Genomic DNA, 16,647 nt, shown 5'->3' with positions numbered 1-16,647 from the left:
GCGATGGGTGGGCCCGCGCAGGCGTTGACCGGCGTGGCGCACTGAGATGCGGCTCGGCCTCAAGCTGTTTCTGGGCTTCTTTCTGATCGTCGGGCTGGCCGCGTTCTTCGTGATGCGGGTCTTCGTCAACGAGGTCAAGCCAGGCGTGCGCCAGGCGATGGAAGCGACCCTGGTGGATGCGGCCAATGTGCTGGCGGAGATGGCCAGCGGCGACCTGGCGGCCGGCCACATCGCCGACGGCCGCTTTGCGCGCAACCTGGCGCAGGCGCAGCGCCGTGACCCAAAGGCCTGGGTGTGGCGTTTCCGCAAGAATAACGTGGATTACCGCGTCACCGTGACCGACGCGCGCGGGGTGGTGGTGTTCGATTCGCAAGGCCGCGACGTAGGCCGCGACAATTCGCGCTGGAACGATGTCTACCGCACCTTGCGCGGCGAATACGGCGCGCGTTCCAGTCCGGAAAGCGACGGCGACCCCGGTGCGACGGTCATGCATGTGGCCGCGCCGATTTACGCGCCCGGCCAGCCCGGCACGTTGATCGGCGTGCTCACATTGGCCCAGCCCAATCGCAGCATCGACCCGTTCATCGAAGCCAGCCAGCGCAACATCCTGCAGCGGGGTGCCTGGTTGATCGGCATTTCCGCGTTGATCGGCATCGCGATGACCTGGTGGCTGATGCGCGGCATCGGCCGGCTCAACCGCTATGCGCAGGCGGTGAGCGCCGGCATTCCGGTGCCGCCGCCCAAGCCGCGCGGCGATGAGATCGGCGACCTGGGCCAGGCGCTGGAAACCATGCGCCGCAAGCTGGAGGGCAAGGCTTACGTCGAGCAGTATGTGCAGTCGCTGACGCATGAGATGAAGAGCCCGCTGGCGGCGATCCGCGGGGCATCGGAGTTGTTGACCGAGCCGTTGCCCGAGCCCGATCGCCAGCACTTCGTGGCCAGCATCCGCGCGCAGGAGCAGCGGCTGACCGAAACCATCGACAAGCTGCTGGCGTTGGCCGAAGTGGAGCAGCACGGCTGGCTGCAGACGCGCGAGCCAATTGCCGTGCCAACCCTGCTGCAGGCGGCGCTGGACGCCGTACGGCAGCGTGCCGCCAGCGTCGGTGTGCGGGTGGAGTGCGATGCGGCGTGCGCAACGGCCAGTACGCAGGCCGTGCAGGGCGACGCCTACCTGTTGCGTCAGGCGTTGGTCAATCTGCTGGAAAACGCCATCGCCTTCTCGCCGGAGGGTGGCACCGTGTGGCTGCATACCCAGGCGCAGGACGGCCAGTTGCACCTGCTGGTCGAAGACCGCGGCAGTGGCGTGCCGGACTACGCGATCGAACGCGTCTTCGAGCGGTTCTATTCACTGGCGCGCCCGCAGACCGGACAACGCAGCTCCGGGCTGGGCCTGCCGTTCGTGCGCGAGGTGGCCCGCCTGCATGGCGGCGAGGTGAGCTTGCGCAATCGCGACGGTGGTGGCGCGGTGGCAACGCTGCGTCTGCCAATCTCCTGAGGCATTGCGGCAGGACGAGCTGTTGCCGGTCGACCACCCACTTCACATTCGCTTCAACTTCGCCTCAAACCCCCACCATCGATGCGGCGCAGCCTGACCACCTCCCAGACTGAGGACGGTCGATGAAATCCCTGAAACTGTTGTTGCGGTTCGCCACCATCGGCGGACTGATCCTGCTGCTGTTGATTCCGCTGTTGCTGATCCGTGGCGCGGTGCAGGACCGCGCGCGCTACCGCGACCAGGCGGTGGAGCGGGTGGCGCAGAGCAAGGCGGGCGAGCAGCAATTCATTGCGCCGGTACGCGTGCTGCCCTACACCGAAGACGTGCAGGTGACCGAGCCGGACGAGCAGGGCAACCAGCGCAAGGTGTGGCGCAAGCGCGAGGGCTCGCTGTTGCAGACGCCGCGCAGCCTGAAGCTCAGCGGCGAGATGGTGCCTTCGGTGCGCGAGGTGGGCCTGTATCGCGTGCAGGTGTATTCGTGGAAGGCGACCCTGCATGCGGAATACGCCCCCTTCGACTATGCCGCCGCACCGACCCGCGTGTATGGCCAGCCGCATCTGGCGGTGGGCATTTCCGATGTGCGCGGGCTGGTGGGCACGCCGCGTCTGCAGGTGGACGGCCGTGCGGCGACGCTGGAAAGCGGTGCCGGCGCGCTGGCGGATCGATCGACCGGTGTGCATGCCGAGCTGAGCCCGCTGGCCGACCCGCTCGCCGGGCGGCTGCAGGAAGGCAATGTGGTGGATATGCAGTTCGTGCTGGACGGCACCCGCCGGCTGGCCATCGCACCGATCGCCGACAACAACGAGATTGCGTTGCGCTCCAGCTGGCAGCACCCGTCCTTCGGCGGGCGCTTCCTGCCGAATGCGCCCACCATCAGCGATCGCGGCTTCGATGCCAGCTGGTCGTTGTCGTCCCTGGCCACCGGCGCGCAGACGCAGCTGCAATCCAGCCAGTCGTCGCTGGATACGCTGGAAGTGCGCCTGGTCGACCCGGTGGACGTGTATACCCAGGCCGATCGCGCCAGCAAGTACGGCATCCTGTTCGTGGTGCTGACCTTCGTGGCGTTCGTGCTGTTCGAGCTGATCAAGCGCTTGCCGATCCACCCGCTGCAATACCTGCTGGTCGGCCTGGCGCTGGCGATCTTTTTCCTGCTGCTGCTGAGCCTTTCCGAGCACATCGCGTTCTGGCAGGCATATCTGGTGTCGGCGGCGGCGTGCATCGGGCTGCAGTGTTTTTATCTGTCCGGCGTCTTGCGCAGCTGGACGCGCGCGGCGGGATTTTCGCTGATGCTCACTGCCTTGTATGGCGTGCTGTACAGCCTGTTGATCTCCGAAGACAACGCGCTGCTGATGGGCTCGTTGCTGCTGTTCGGCATCCTGGCCAGCATCATGTGGGTGACCCGCAAGCTCGATTGGTACGAGCTTGGTAACAGCCTGCGCTGAGGTCGGCATGCGCGCACATGCTCAGGTGATGCGGCGGGCGCAGCGTCTGCTGCCCGCCGGGATCGACACGGTGGCGCTGCTTCCCGCAGCGCCACCTTGCTGGGACTGTTCGCCGCTGTCGGCACTGCCGTTGGCGTGCGAGGGCCGCCGTGGGGTGATCGGGTTGCGCCTGCACGCGCGTACCGTGCAGGCGTTGCGCACGCACGGATCTGCGTTCCTGCAGCGGCAGCGGCAGGCGAGGCCAACCGGCACGCCGGTTCGTGGCTATGGGCCCTGGCAACGCCTGAGCAATGGCAGTTACTGGGCGCGCAGCAGCGACGCCTTGCTCGGCGTGCTGGTGGCCCAGGACGAAGCGGCGGTGTGGTTGCTGTGGCAGCAGCCGGCCAGCACGGCCCGCGCGCATGGCGGCTGGCTGCGCTGAGGCGCGGCGGCACGGCATCGCCCCGGCCAGGCTCGCTTACCATGGCGCCATGACCAGGACCTCCCTCACCGTTGAAACCGTGCGCGGCGCTGCGGTGTTGCCGTATCTGGACGCGCTGGCGCAGTTGCGTATCGCAGTGTTCGCCGCATGGCCATACCTGTACGAGGGCGACGCCGGCTACGAACGCGAGTACCTGGCGGCCTATGCCGCCTCGCCGCAGAGCGTGTTCGTGCTGGCGCGCGACGGCGATGCAGTGGTCGGTGCATCCACCGGCCTGCCGCTGCTCGACGACAGCGATGCGTTTCATGCGCCGTTCCGCGCCGCCGGCATTGAGCCGGCCGGCGTGTTCTATTTCGGCGAATCGGTGCTGCTGCCGGCGTATCGCGGGCAGGGGCTCGGCCACGCCTTCTTCGACCAGCGCGAGGCGCATGTCCGCGCGCTGGGCCGGTTTGCGCTCACGGCCTTCTGCTCGGTAGAGCGGGCATCGGACGATCCGCGCAAACCTGCGGACTATCGCCCCAACGATGCGTTCTGGCGCAAGCGCGGTTACGCACCGCGGCCGGGGATGCAGGTGCGGCTGGAATGGGCGGAGTTGCAACGCGGCCCGGTCGACCACAGCTTGCGTGTCTGGACGCGCGCGCTGGACCCTTGAGCGCGCGCACGCGATCGCGCCGCCGCGTGCTTGTTGCTTTCCACTGTCGTGACAGGACTCTTGCCTATGAATGCGCCACTCACCATTGCCGTTGCCAAGTATCCGATCGGCCGGCCGAAGGACGTCGACGCCTTCGCTGCGCGCATGGCGGCGCTGGTCGGCGAGGCCGCCGCGGCCGGTGCACACGTGGCCGTGCTGCCGGAATATCTGTCGCTGGAGCTGGCCGCCATGTTTGGGACGCAGGTGTCCGCCGGCTTGCCCGGATCGCTGGCTGCGATCCAGGCGCTGCGGGGGCGCTGGCTGGAGCTGTTTGCCGGCCTGGCGCGGCAACATCGGCTGCACCTGATCGCGGGAAGTTTTCTGCTGGATCTGGGCCAGGGCCGCTACCGCAACCGCAGCGACTGGTTCACGCCCGCCGGTGCTCACGGTTGGCAGGACAAGCTGCAGCTCACCGGGTTCGAAAAGGCCACCGGGCTGATCGAGCCGGGCGATGCGCTCAAGGTGTTCGACCTGGACGGCGTGCGCGCGGCGATTGCGATCTGCTACGACAGCGAATTCCCGTTGCCGGTGCGGGCGCAGTACGAGGCCGGCGCGCGCCTGCTGGTCGTGCCCAGTTGCACCGACACCGCCGCCGGCGCCACCCGGGTGCGGGTCGGCTGCCTGGCGCGGGCGCTGGAAAACCGCATGTTCGTTGCGCAATCGGTGACCGCGGGCGAGGCGCCGTGGAGCCCGGCGCTGGACGTCAACACCGGCGAAGCGACAGTGTTTGCGCCGATGGATGTGGGCTTTCCGGAAGACGGCGTAGTGGCGCAGACCCGGGGCGAGGCGGTCTGGGCGTACGCGGCGCTGGATGTCGCTGCCTTGGAGGCCAGCCGCGCGCAGGCGCAGGTGGCCAACGACCGCGATTGGCCCGGCCAGTGGGCGGCCGGCCTGGCGCGTGCCCGGCTGGCACCGTGGGAGTGAGCGTGCGGTGATCGCGGCCGCGGCTTGGGCGCGGCGCCGCGTTAGCACCGCCTCGCCACGATCCGTTCTGTGACGACGGCGCCCACCGGTGCTGCGGCCGTGGTGTACTGGCGGTCTTCTTCCGCACCGTCGCCCACCTGCTCAATGGCCAAGAAAACCCTGATTCCGCATAGCGTCCGGCTGGAGTTCACGCCTGGCGCCCTGGTGCACAGCAATCTTTCCGGCGCGGCGTTCACCGACGACTGGCTGTGGGTGGCCGGCGACGAAGCCTGTGCAGTGGACCGGCTGCGCAAGCTGCCGCCCGGCCAGCGCGAGAGCCTGCGCTTCGGCGATGGGCAGAGTTTTCCGCTGGCCGAGCTGCTGGACCTGCCCGGCGACGATGCCGAGGAAGCCGACCTGGAAGGCATGGGCCTGTCGGACGGGTATCTGTGGGTAGTCGGCTCGCACGGGTTGAAGCGCAAGAACGCCAAGCCCGGTCGCGACGATGCCGACAACGCCAAGCGCCTGAGCAAACTCAAGCTCGATGCCAACCGCCGCCTGCTGGCCTGCCTGCCGATCGAGCGCGATGCCGACGGCACGCCGCAACTGGTGCGCGAAGCCGCCGACGGTCGCCGCGCGTTGCGGCTCAAGGGCGACGCCAGGCACAACCAGCTCACCGAACTGCTGGCCGACGACCCGCATTTCGGCCCGTTTTTGAAGATCCCGGGCAAGGACAACGGCTTCGATATCGAAGGCATCGTGGTGGATGGCCAGCGCCTGCTGCTGGGCCTGCGCGGGCCGGTGCTGCGCGGCTGGTCGGCGCTGCTGGAGATTGCGGTGGAGGCGCATGGCGACCACCTGCGCCTGGCACCGCTGGACGAGGACGGCACGCTACTGCGCAAGCACTTCCTGCAGTTGGGTGGGCTGGGCATCCGCGACCTGCATTACTCCGGCGACGATCTGTACCTGCTGGCCGGGCCGACGATGGTGTTGAACGGCGAAATCCGCCTGTTCAAGTGGCCGGATGCGCGCAGCGCGCTGGCCGCCAATCGCGCGCCGGTGCGCTTTCAGCACGCGCTGCTGGCGTCGGCGGTGCTGCCGCATGGCACCGACAGCGACCGCGCCGAAGCCATCTGCAACTTGCCGCCGCAACTGGCCGGCGCCACGCCCAGCTGGCTGGTGCTGTACGACGCGCCCGGCCCGGCGCGCAGCGGCGGCGATTGCGTGGTGTACGGCGACCTGCTGCGCAACCGCTGAACCGGCGGGCCGGGCAGGGGCCCGCCGCGCAAGGTAAAATCGGCGCACTCCCGTTTCGCCGAGCGCTCCATGACCTGCCGCACCCGCTTCGCTCCCAGCCCCACCGGTTACCTGCACATCGGCGGCGCCCGCACCGCCCTGTATTGCTGGCTGGAGGCACGCCACCGTGGCGGGCAGTTCGTGCTGCGCATTGAGGACACCGACCGCGAACGCAGCACCCAGGAAGCGATCGACGCCATCCTGGAAGCGATGGACTGGCTGGGCCTGCACTACGACGAAGGCCCGATCTACCAGACCCAGCGCGTGGCCCGTTATCAGGAGGTCGCCGAGCAGCTGCTAGCGCAGGGCAAGGCGTATTACGCCTATGAAACCCGCGAAGAGCTCGACGCGATGCGCGAAGCGGCGATGGCCCGGCAGGAAAAGCCACGCTACAACGGCGCCGCGCGCGAGCAGAACCTGCCGTACCGCGACGACCCCAATCGGGTCATCCGCTTCAAGAATCCCATCGGCGGCACGGTGGTGTTCGAGGACCTGATCAAGGGCCGCATCGAGATCGCCAACAGCGAGCTCGACGACATGGTGATCTTCCGCCCGGACGGCTTCCCCACCTACAACTTCGCGGTGGTGGTGGACGACTGGGACATGGGCATCACCGAGGTGATCCGCGGCGACGACCACATCAACAACACCCCGCGCCAGATCAACATCTATGAAGCGCTGGGCGCACCGGTGCCCAGGTTCGCGCACATGCCGATGATCCTGGACGAGCAGGGCGCCAAGCTGTCCAAGCGCACCGGCGCGGCCGATGTCATGCAGTACAAGGACGCCGGCTACCTGCCGCATGCGTTGATCAATTACCTGGCGCGCCTGGGCTGGTCGCATGGCGACCAGGAGCTGTTCACGCCGCAGGAACTGCTGGACCTGTTCGACGTCAAGGACGTCAATTCCAAGGCCGCGCGCCTGGACATGGCCAAGCTGGGCTGGGTCAACCAGCACTACCTGAAGACCGACGACCCGGCCAGCATCGCCCCGCAGCTGGAATACCAGCTTGCCAAGCTCGGTATGGACATCGCCGCCGGCCCGGCCGCTGCGGACGTGGTGGTAGCATTGCGCGAGCGCGTGCAGACCCTGAAGGAAATGGCCGAAAAAGCCGTGGTCTGGTACCAGCCGCTGGAAACCTACGACGAAGCGGCGGTGATGAAGCACCTGAAGCTGGGTGCCGAGGTGCCGCTGGGCAAGGCGCGCGAACTGCTGGCTGCGCTGAGCGAATGGAGCGTGGAGGGCGTATCGGCGGCGTTGCACGATGCGGCTGCTGCGTTGGAACTTGGCATGGGCAAGGTCGCCCAGCCGCTGCGCGTGGCCATCACCGGCACCCAGGTCAGCCCGGATATTTCGCAGACGGTGTATCTGGCCGGACGCGAGGGTGCCTTGAAACGCATCGATGCGGCACTCATCAAGATTGGAGCGGCCTGACGCCGGAGCCTGTATGACCAAGCACACCCACGCCCAAGACCACGCCTGTACCGAGCCGCACCACCACGTCGACGACGCCAACGGCTTCGTGCGCGCGGTGGAGCGTGCCTGCAGCGAACGCGGCCTGCGGCTGACCCCCATCCGCGCCAATGTACTGCGGCTGATTGCCGACGCCGGCAAGCCGGTCAAGGCCTACGAACTGCTGGACTGGGTGCGCGAAGGCAAGGGCGTGGGCGCCGATGCACCGCCTACGGTGTACCGCGCGCTGGATTTCCTGATGGCCAATGGCTTTGTGCACAAGCTCGAATCGGTCAACGCCTTCGTCGCCTGCCATCACCCCAACAGCGCCCAGCATTCGGTGCCGTTCCTGATTTGCGACCGCTGCCACAGCGCAGTGGAACTGGAAGACCGCGAGGTGGTCTCGCAACTGGAAGCGCGCGCCAAGGCGCTCGGATTCCAGCCGCAGGCGCAGACGCTGGAAGTGCATGGCCTGTGCGCCAAGTGCGCGGTGGCGGAGTGACGATCGCCTGGGAAACAGGCGATTTATCTAGCCGGCGGCAATAGACACACGCGGTACTCCGCTGCTCGTGAATACGTTCTGCTGCGCGTACAGCATTTCGGATGACGCGTCCGGGAAGTCCTCATCGCCCGGGGGCGCTCCTACAGGGACGGATTGCTTGCGCTGGATCGGTGCGCAGACGTGCCTCCACCGGTCGCTCGCGCTGTTCTGCGCGGCAGTCTCATGCCGCTTCGGTCGCATCCGGGGTGCTGGTGCGCAGCCGCTGTGCATCGCGCGCCGGGGGTTCGCCCAGGATGCGCGCGTAGTCGCGGCTGAACTGCGAGGCGCTTTCGTAGCCGACCCGGAAGCCGGCGTCGGCGGCGGTGAGTGCCTCGGCCACCATCAGCCGGCGCGCCTCGTGCACGCGCAGGTGCGAGCGGTATTCCAGTGGCGTCATCGAGGTCACCGTCTTGAAATGCGCATGGAAGGTGGAGCGGCTCATGGCCGACAGGTCCGCGATCTGCTCGATGCTGAAACGCTGCGCATAGTGCTCGCGCAACCAGACGATGGCCTTGGAGATCTGGTTGAGCCGGCTGTCGGCGATGGCCATCTGGCGCACCACCGCGTTGGCGGGATCGGCCATCAGGCGGTACAGCAGCTCGCGGGTCACCAGCGGTGCCAGCGCGGCGATTTCCTGGGGTCGGTCGAGCAGGCGTGCCAGCCGCACGGCGGTGTCGTGCAGCGGCGGCGTGCTGTGGTTGAGCAGCAGGCCGGTTGCGGCAGCGTCGCGTTGCGGCTCGGCCAGTTCGGGGTGATGGATGGCCAGCTCGCTGAGTACCGCGGTGTCCAGATCCAGGCAGAAGCACAGGTACGGTTGCGCGGCGCTGGCCTGGGTGACCGAGCCCACGATGGGCAGATCCACCGAGGCCACCAGATACATGTCCGGGTGATAGTCGTAGGCCTGCGCGCCCAGCATCGCGCGCTTGCGGCCCTGCGCCACCAGGCACAGCATCGGCGTGTAGACGGTCGGGATGGACAGCGTTTGCGTGGAGCTGCGCATGATCTGCAGCCCGGCAATCGCGGTGGCATGCAGGCCGTCGGCGGGCGCATGCCGTAGTAACAGGGTGCTCAACTCGATCAGCGAAGACATGCGTAACTCGTCGATGGTGCAGGGCGGCCCGGCCGCGACGGGCCGATCGTACAAGACCGCAGGTCATGCGGCCGGCAACGGGGTTGGCGAACGCAGCCGCGTGCACGAGCTCGCGCGCGTGGCTAGCGTCGCGACGGCCTGCCAGCGGCGCGGCAGGCGCTGATAGCGCGCTCACGTGCGCGCCGTATCATGGCGGCCCGCTCCCGTGCCTGCGCCATCCATGTCTGCAAAGCCCTTGTCCCTGCCGACGCCGACCACCCCTGCCGAGTGGAAACGCCTCGAAGCTGCAGCCAGCGCAGAGCTCGCCCGGCGTACCGCACAGGCGCATCAGCAGATCCTGGGGCTGTTGAGCACGCATGGGCACCTGTTGAGCGATGCGCAGCGCCGCAGTCTGCACAAGCGCCTGCGACGCGGCGGGCGTTGAGCGTGTGCCGCCGGGCGCCTGAGGTCAGGCGCCGCGCCGTGGACTGCGGCAGCGTGAGCCGGGATGCAGACGAGCGGCGCGATCAGGTCGCTGTAATAGCGCTTGCCGGTGTAGTGCGCCGACAGTTGCGCCCACGCGGCGCCATCGTCGTAGCCGAGCTGGAGATTGGCCAGCGTTCGAGCCGAGCCCACCACCTGCTTGTCGCGAATGGCCACCATGGCGCTGCCGGCCACGTCATCATCGTCGTGGGCGTCGTTAGAGGAGCTGCTGCCGCAAAGCGACCAGTGCGGCAGGAGATTCCAGCTGGCCGCCAGCTCCACTCCCTGCGAGGTGACGCCGCCGACGTTCTGCAGCACGTTCTGGTTGCCCACCACCGCAGCGCTGATCGATGAGGCCAGCAGGCGATTGCGGGACTGCACGTGGTAGGCGGTGATGGCGCTCTGCACGGAGGCACCGGTGTGGCGGAAGCCCGGTTCGGTGGTGGCGGTCTTTTCCGGTTTCAGCGGCAAGGCCGCAGGCAAGGCGGCAGGGGAGTGGCATGGGCATGGAGTGACTCGCTGAGGGGATGAGCTGTCGAGCAGCAGCCATGTCCTGCGGCAAGCGGCCTGATCGGGTTCTTGCGGTACGTCAGTGCTGCGCGCGCATACGGCTGCTCAACCCATTGCAGCGCCGTTGCATTCAACAGCGCTGGTGTCACGCGCCTGATCACGCGGCGCAAACCAGGCGCAGGCGCTCACTCCCGCGCAAGGTGCGTCACTCCCACGGCGGCCGCGTGCCCAACCGCTCCAGCAGGAAGTCCACGAACGCGCGTACCCGTGGTGGCTGCAGCCGGCGCGCCGGCATCACTGCGCTGATCTGCGAGGCGGGCGGCGGGTAGTCGGGCATGACCGCGACCAGGCGACCGCTGCGCAGTTCGTCGGCGATATGCCAGTACGAATGCACGGCGATGCCCTGGCCGGCCACCACCGCATCGCGCACCAGTTCGCCCAGGTTGCTCTCGAAGCGGCTCTGCATGCGCACGCGCACCAGCCCGCCGTCGGGCGTCTGCAGGGTCCACACATCCTGGCGGCCGTCGCGGCCCATCAGCAGCACGCCGGCGTGCTGCGCAAGTTCGTCCGGCGTGCGCGGCGTGCCGTGGCGACGGAGATAGTCGGGCGAAGCGGCGAGGGTGCGGCGGTTGTCGGCGATGCGCCGGGCCACCAGCCCGGAGTCGTCCAGCGGCCCGATGCGGATTGCCAGGTCGAAGCCCTGCCTGACCAGGTCCACCACGTCGTCGCTCAGATGCGCGCTGATGCGCAGGCGCGGGTGGCGCGCCTGGAATTCGGTGAGCAGCGGCGACACGAACTGCCGTCCGAAGGTGGCCGACAAGGTCATGCGCAGGACGCCGCCGACATCGTGTGCGCTCTCACGCAGATCGTCGGCCAGCGCCTCCAGATCGTCCACCAGCACCCGCCCGCGGTCGGCCAGCTGCTGGCCTTCGGCCGTTGGATGCAGGCGCCGCGTGGTCCGGTGCAGCAGGCGCACGCCGAGCTCGCGTTCCAGCCGCTTCAGGCGTTGGCTGGCCACTGCCACCGACAGGTCCAGGCTGTGCGCGGCGGCCGTGATCGACCCCAGGTCCAGCACGCGCAGGAACAAGGCGATGTCGCCGAGCCGGTCCATGCAATTCTCAACCATTTGTTGAAAGTGAATCAGGATAACAGGGCTGTTTGCACAGGGCGGTGCGGCGCAGGCTGTCGGCAATCCTTGCTGGCCAACGCCCATGTCCGCTGTAGCGTCTTCCCGTTTCCCGCCAGCACTGCTGGCATTGACCATTGGTGCCTTCGGCATCGGCACCACCGAATTCGTGATCATGGGCCTGCTGCAGCAGGTGGCCGGCGATCTGGGCGTGTCGCTCAGCGCCGCTGGCCTGCTGATCAGCAGCTATGCGCTGGGTGTGTTCGTTGGCGCGCCGGTGCTGACGCTGGCCAGCGCCCGCCTGCCGCGCAAGGCGGTGCTGGTCGGGCTGATGCTGATCTTCACCGTCGGCAACATCGCCTGCGCGCTGGCGCCGGACTACCCCACCCTGATGGTGGCGCGCATGCTGACCTCGCTCGCCCACGGCACCTTCTTCGGCGTGGGCGCGGTGGTGGCGACCTCGCTGGTGCCGCCGGAGCGGCGCGCGTCGGCCATCTCGCTGATGTTCGCGGGGCTTACCGTGGCCACCCTGCTCGGGGTGCCGGCGGGTGCCTGGCTGGGCCTGCAACTGGGCTGGCGGGCCACGTTCTGGGCGGTGGCGGTCATCGGCGTGCTCGCCACTGCGGCGGTGGCGCTGTGGGTGCCGGCGGCCGCAGGCGCGGCGGCGCCGGTGCCGTGGCGGCAGGAAGTGGCGGTGCTGGCACGTGGCCAGGTGCTGTTGGCGCTGGCAATGACGGTGGTGGGCTATGCCGGGGTCTTTGCGGTGTTCACCTACATCCAGCCGATGCTGGTGCAGGTCACCGGGTTCGCGCAGGCGGCGGTGTCGCCGGTCCTGCTGGTGTTCGGGGTGGGCATGATCGTGGGCAACCTGCTCGGTGGCCGGCTGGCCGACCGTCGCCCCACCGCCGCGTTGCTGGGCAGCCTGGGTGCCCTGGTGCTGGTGCTCGCGGCAATGGGATTGGTCCTGCACAGCAAGACCGCGATGGTGGTCTTTGTCGGTCTGCTGGGCGTGGCCGCGTTCGCCACGGTGGCGCCGTTGCAGCTGCGCGTGCTCGAACACGCGCGCGGCGCCGGCCAGAACCTGGCCTCCAGCCTGAACATTGCCGCGTTCAATCTCGGCAATGCGTTGGGTGCGTGGCTGGGCGGGATGGTGATCGCCACGCGGGCCGGGCTGGTGGCCACCCCGTGGGTCGCCGCGCTGCTGACGGCCATTGGCCTGGCCATCGCGCTGTGGAGCGTGCACCTGCAACGTCGGCGCGCTGGCGGGCTGGCCGGTTGTCTGCAGGCACGCTGACGCTGCGCGGCGATCACGCTCCGCGTGCCGCAGGCCTGGTGCTACGGGCAGGTGGTGGCGGGGTGCGCTGTCTTGCCAGTGACTTGGCGATGCGCCGGCGCTGACCGGCATCGCGCCTTCTTCCAACCCAAGGAGTTCTGCAATGGAGACACGTTTTCTCGGTCGCTCCGGCTTCAAGGTTCCGGTGCTCGGCCTGGGTGCGGGAACATTCGGCGGCAAGGGGCCGCTGTTTTCGGCGTGGGGCGACACCGATGTGGCGCAGGCGCGGCGCATGATCGACGTGTGCCTGGACGCGGGGCTCAACCTGTTCGATACCGCCGACGTGTATTCCGATGGCGCTTCGGAAGACATTCTCGGCCAGGCGCTGCAGGGCCGCCGCGATCAGGTGATCGTTTCCACCAAGACCGGCCTGCGTCTGGGCGAAGGCCCCAACGATGCCGGCGCTTCACGCTTCCGGTTGTTGCGTGCGGTGGAGGCGTCATTGCGGCGTTTGCGCACCGACTACATCGATCTGCTGCAGCTGCATGCCTTCGACGCGTTGACGCCGATGGAAGAAACCCTGTCCACGCTCGACGGTTTGGTGCGCGCGGGCAAGGTGCGCTATCTGGGTGCGTCCAATTACGCCGGTTGGCAGCTGATGAAATCGCAGGCCGTGGCCGACGCGCACGGCTGGAGCCGCTTCGTTGCCAATCAGGCCTATTACTCGCTGGCCGGGCGCGATTACGAGTGGGAACTGATGCCGCTGGGCATCGACCAGGGCATCGGCGCGGTGGTGTGGAGCCCGCTCGGCTGGGGACGCCTCACCGGCAAGCTGCGACGCGGCCAGCCGCTGCCGCAGCACAGCCGCCTGCACGCCACCGCCGCAGCCGGGCCCGCCATCGACGATGCGCGCTTGTTCGACATCGTCGATGTGCTGGACGCCATCGCCGCCGAGACCGGCTACAGCGTGCCGCAGATCGCCATCAACTGGCTGCTGCAGCGGCCCACCGTGAGCACGGTGCTGATCGGCGCGCGCGACGAAGCGCAACTGCGCGAAAACCTCGGCGCAGTGGGCTGGTCGCTGACCGACGCGCAACTCGCCCGTCTGGATGCGGCCAGCGCAGTAGAGCCGCCGTATCCGTATTACCCCTACTGGCGCGGACACTTCGCCGAACGCAGCCCGTTGCCGGTGTGACGCGGGCTGCACCCTTGCGCCACGCTGCATGGGGGCGGCGACAGCGTGGCGCGCTGCATCGCAGTCGTCTCACAACGGCCGGGCCGCGCGTGTCATCACCTCGGGCCTGATCGCTCCACACCCTCAGTGCCCTGCAACTGCCTGCAGTTGCCCATTGCAGTTGCCACCGAGTCGTAGCCGGCCCGCGAGCAGGCCGCGCCAGCGCTGAAGCAGCAGTGCAAGCCCCGGGGGTACCCACCTTGCAGATGGTCTCGACGCCCAGGCACGGCCCGCGTGATGGCCGGGCGCCGGCACGCGGGACGGCTGCCGCCGTGGATCACCTGCGGCCGGTCACCAGCGGTAGGCCACCGACATCTGGTATTGCCGTCCGGCGATCGGCCGGCCCATGAACACCCCGCCGGTGGCAGCGCCGGGCACGCGCACATTGCCTTCGGTGAGCCCCAGCGTGTCGGTGACGTTGCTGCCGCTGGCGGTCACTTCCCAGTGATCGCCCACATGCAGATTGGCGCCGATATCGACCATGTCGTAAGACGGCAGGCGTTGGCTGTTGGCCAGGTCCGCGAAGCGCTCGCCGATGTAGGAATAGGTGGTAAACAGCTTGAGGTCGCCGAACGGCAGCATCCAGTAATAGCTCGGCGTGAGCCGGAACTGCCGCTTGGGCTGGCGCATCACCTGGTTGCCGGTGAACTCGCGATAGTTGCGATAGTTCGCATCCAGCCACACCCCGGTACCGGCCAGCTCGAAGCCGCCGAACGGGCGGATGGCGCCTTCCACTTCCAGGCCGCGCGCGCGCGAATCGCCGACAGCGGTGAAGTTCTGGCCATTGGACAGGAATGCCTGGAACGGCGAATTCTTGAACGTGTTGTAGAACGCGGTGAGATACAGGTCGTAGCTGCTGGCGCCCGACTTCAACCCCAGTTCGTATTGATCCACTTCCTGCACGCGGTTCTGTCCATCGCGCAGATTGTCGAAGCCGGGGAACTTCACCCCCGAGTTGACCCGCGCAAACAGGCTGTTGTTCTGGTCGAGCGTAAAGTTCAGGCCGGCCGTCCACGAAAACGCTTCATCGTCCTGATCGATGCGCCGTGTGGTCGCCAGCGCCAGCGAGGTCGCGTTGTCGTAAAGTGTGGCGGGGTTGCCGTCCAGGTCGACAGTTGCGGTGTCGTGCACGTCACCGGTGACGCTCTGGCGCTCGTAGCGTGCCCCCAGATCCAGGCGCAGGCGCTCGTTGAGTTCCCACTCGTCGGCAACGAAGGCGGCGATATTTTCACCATCGTACTTCGCGCGCAAATTGAAGAAGGCCGTGCTGGTAAATCCCTGGCGGGTGGCCTGGCGCCCGTCGTCCAGCGCCACGTCGATGCGGCGCGCATTGTTCTGGGCCGTGAGCAGCATGGTGTTGCCCAGGTACCAGGTGTCGGCCGAGGAATACTTGGCGTAATACGCGCCCACGGTGAGCGTATTGCCGGCAAACAACTCGCGGCTCAGGCGCAGGTCGTTGGTAAAGGAATTCAGACGCTTGTCCACCGACCACCAGCCGGCTTCGAGCACCTGTTGATCTGCATCCACCGTACCGCCGCCATTGGTGTAGCTGGCGCTACCGCCGCTGCCGTAGCTTGCAATGAAATCGCTCAAGCGCTGCGGTGCGTCGCCGGTGAACAGCGCATAGGTCGGTGCGCTGCCACTCATCACATTGAAGCGGTCGGCAACGGTCCAGCCGCCGCTTTCCCAGTTCCATTCGCCGCCGAATACATCGATATTGACGCCGCGCCCGTCGGCCAGGTCGCGCCGCAGCGTCTGGCCATTGGGCCCGACCAGCAGTTCGACGTTGCGGAAATCGCGGCCGAGCAGGGTGCCGGTCTGCGCGTTCAGGCCGGGAAAGCTGGATAGATCGTTGCCGTTGTTGCGCGAGAGCAATGGAATGGCGGTGTAGAACGCGTTGTTGTCGTCGGTATGCCGCGCATAGAACGACAGCTCGCCGCTGTCCCAGCGTTTGCTCAGGGTAGCGCTGAACTGGCCGCCCTTGTCGGCAGCGAACTGCGGGTCGCGCACGCCGTCGGTTTCGCGGAAAAAGCCGCCTACGCTGTAGTACCAGCCGTTGCCCATCGGCCCGCTGTTGAAGACGTCGATGCGACGCAGTGCGTTGTTGCCGCCGGTCAGGCGCACGCTGCCTTCCGGCACGTCCTGGCCTTTTTTCTGGATGAAATTGACGGTGAGGCCAGGCTGGCCATTGGAGAAGATCGGGCTGGAGCCGCCACGCAACACTTCCATGCGCTCGACCGTATCGTCGACGCGGAACAGCGTGGAATTTTCCAGGAACGACAGGGTCGGCGGCGGGAACAACGGCGAGCCATCCAGCTGCATGGTCACGAACGGCGCATCGCCCTCGGACGGCATGCCGCGCACGAAGATGTTGGCGCCGGTGCCGCCGCCGCTCGGTTCGGCCCACACGCCGGGCACGATCTTGAGCAGGTCGGCGGTGCTTTGCGGCACCGCCTGCTGGATCTGCTCCGGGCTGGCGGTGGTGATCGAAAAACTGGCATCGCGTTTGGCCAGGCCCTTGAAGCGCGCGGTGCCACTGACGATCACCGCATCCAGTGTGGTGGCGTCCTGGGATCCCGCGGCGGGCGCGGCGGTCTGCGTGTGGCCATCCGGTGCCAGCAGCACGGCGGCGATGGCAAGCGAGAGGGTGTAGCGGGGTGAGGAAAAACGCATGCGCATGGTTCCTTGGTCTCGGTGCAAGAACGCTGCCG

The 16,647-nt window shown here is 67.7% G+C and carries 15 protein-coding genes; 11 read left to right on the top strand and 4 right to left on the bottom strand.

Annotated features, from left to right (window positions below):
* Nucleotides 1-46: 46 nt before the first annotated feature.
* The 8 genes from creC to ABQZ09_RS10325 all read left to right on the top strand — a co-directional run bounded on the left by creC (nucleotide 47) and on the right by ABQZ09_RS10325 (nucleotide 8,202).
* On the top strand, nucleotides 47-1,495 hold the full coding sequence (gene creC / locus ABQZ09_RS10360) for a two-component system sensor histidine kinase CreC (protein ID WP_349776824.1): 1,449 nt from the start codon (nucleotides 47-49) through the stop codon (nucleotides 1,493-1,495).
* 122 nt (nucleotides 1,496-1,617) lie between these two features.
* Entirely contained in the window at nucleotides 1,618-2,937 is a 1,320-nt protein-coding gene (creD, locus tag ABQZ09_RS10355) for a cell envelope integrity protein CreD (protein WP_349776823.1), read from the top strand.
* A 7-nt stretch (nucleotides 2,938-2,944) separates the two neighbouring features.
* Nucleotides 2,945-3,358, top strand: coding sequence for a hypothetical protein (locus tag ABQZ09_RS10350; RefSeq protein WP_349776822.1), 414 nt, complete (start codon nucleotides 2,945-2,947; stop codon nucleotides 3,356-3,358).
* A gap of 49 nt (nucleotides 3,359-3,407) precedes the next feature.
* On the top strand, nucleotides 3,408-4,010 hold the full coding sequence (locus ABQZ09_RS10345) for a GNAT family N-acetyltransferase (protein ID WP_349776821.1): 603 nt from the start codon (nucleotides 3,408-3,410) through the stop codon (nucleotides 4,008-4,010).
* Nucleotides 4,011-4,076: 66 nt separating this feature from the next.
* Nucleotides 4,077-4,973, top strand: a complete 897-nt coding sequence (locus tag ABQZ09_RS10340; protein ID WP_349776820.1) for a carbon-nitrogen hydrolase family protein — start codon at nucleotides 4,077-4,079, stop codon at nucleotides 4,971-4,973.
* 144 nt (nucleotides 4,974-5,117) lie between these two features.
* Nucleotides 5,118-6,209 carry a DUF3616 domain-containing protein gene (locus ABQZ09_RS10335; RefSeq protein WP_349776819.1) on the top strand — a complete coding sequence of 364 codons (1,092 nt, stop codon included), beginning with the start codon at nucleotides 5,118-5,120 and terminating at the stop codon, nucleotides 6,207-6,209.
* 69 nt (nucleotides 6,210-6,278) lie between these two features.
* On the top strand, nucleotides 6,279-7,682 hold the full coding sequence (gene gltX / locus ABQZ09_RS10330) for a glutamate--tRNA ligase (RefSeq protein WP_039413530.1): 1,404 nt from the start codon (nucleotides 6,279-6,281) through the stop codon (nucleotides 7,680-7,682).
* A 13-nt stretch (nucleotides 7,683-7,695) separates the two neighbouring features.
* Nucleotides 7,696-8,202: a transcriptional repressor gene (locus tag ABQZ09_RS10325; RefSeq protein ID WP_039413527.1), complete on the top strand. Its 507-nt coding sequence runs from the start codon at nucleotides 7,696-7,698 to the stop codon at nucleotides 8,200-8,202.
* Between the two features lie 220 nt (nucleotides 8,203-8,422).
* Here the strand turns inward: ABQZ09_RS10325 and ABQZ09_RS10320 are convergent, their stop codons facing one another.
* Complete coding sequence (locus ABQZ09_RS10320) at nucleotides 8,423-9,331, bottom strand: AraC family transcriptional regulator (protein WP_349776818.1); 909 nt, start codon at nucleotides 9,329-9,331, stop codon at nucleotides 8,423-8,425.
* 220 nt (nucleotides 9,332-9,551) lie between these two features.
* Between ABQZ09_RS10320 and ABQZ09_RS10315 the strand changes: the two genes are divergently transcribed.
* Nucleotides 9,552-9,755, top strand: coding sequence for a hypothetical protein (locus tag ABQZ09_RS10315; protein WP_349776817.1), 204 nt, complete (start codon nucleotides 9,552-9,554; stop codon nucleotides 9,753-9,755).
* On the opposite strand, the gene ABQZ09_RS10310 is transcribed toward ABQZ09_RS10315, so the two are convergent.
* The gene (locus ABQZ09_RS10310; protein WP_228314104.1) at nucleotides 9,659-10,264 is read right to left on the bottom strand and encodes a TonB-dependent receptor domain-containing protein; all 606 of its coding nucleotides are present in this window, start codon (nucleotides 10,262-10,264) and stop codon (nucleotides 9,659-9,661) included. The genes ABQZ09_RS10315 and ABQZ09_RS10310 overlap by 97 nt on opposite strands.
* A 244-nt stretch (nucleotides 10,265-10,508) precedes the next feature.
* Nucleotides 10,509-11,414, bottom strand: coding sequence for a LysR family transcriptional regulator (locus ABQZ09_RS10305; protein ID WP_228314103.1), 906 nt, complete (start codon nucleotides 11,412-11,414; stop codon nucleotides 10,509-10,511).
* Nucleotides 11,415-11,514: 100 nt separating this feature from the next.
* Here ABQZ09_RS10305 and ABQZ09_RS10300 point away from each other — a divergent pair, with 100 nt between their 5' ends.
* Nucleotides 11,515-12,723 carry an MFS transporter gene (locus tag ABQZ09_RS10300; RefSeq protein WP_228314102.1) on the top strand — a complete coding sequence of 403 codons (1,209 nt, stop codon included), beginning with the start codon at nucleotides 11,515-11,517 and terminating at the stop codon, nucleotides 12,721-12,723.
* Nucleotides 12,724-12,865: 142 nt separating this feature from the next.
* Nucleotides 12,866-13,897, top strand: coding sequence for an aldo/keto reductase (locus ABQZ09_RS10295; protein ID WP_349776816.1), 1,032 nt, complete (start codon nucleotides 12,866-12,868; stop codon nucleotides 13,895-13,897).
* 330 nt (nucleotides 13,898-14,227) lie between these two features.
* On the opposite strand, the gene ABQZ09_RS10290 is transcribed toward ABQZ09_RS10295, so the two are convergent.
* A complete protein-coding gene (locus ABQZ09_RS10290) occupies nucleotides 14,228-16,609 on the bottom strand; it encodes a TonB-dependent receptor (RefSeq protein ID WP_349776815.1) in 2,382 nt (793 codons plus the stop codon).
* Between the last annotated feature and the right edge of the window lie 38 nt (nucleotides 16,610-16,647).

It is taken from the genome of Xanthomonas sp. WHRI 6106, from assembly GCF_040202405.1.
Lineage (GTDB): Bacteria > Pseudomonadota > Gammaproteobacteria > Xanthomonadales > Xanthomonadaceae > Xanthomonas > Xanthomonas cannabis.
The sequence above is the reverse complement of the archived record's forward strand: the minus strand, read 5'-3'. Positions and strand labels throughout refer to the sequence as shown.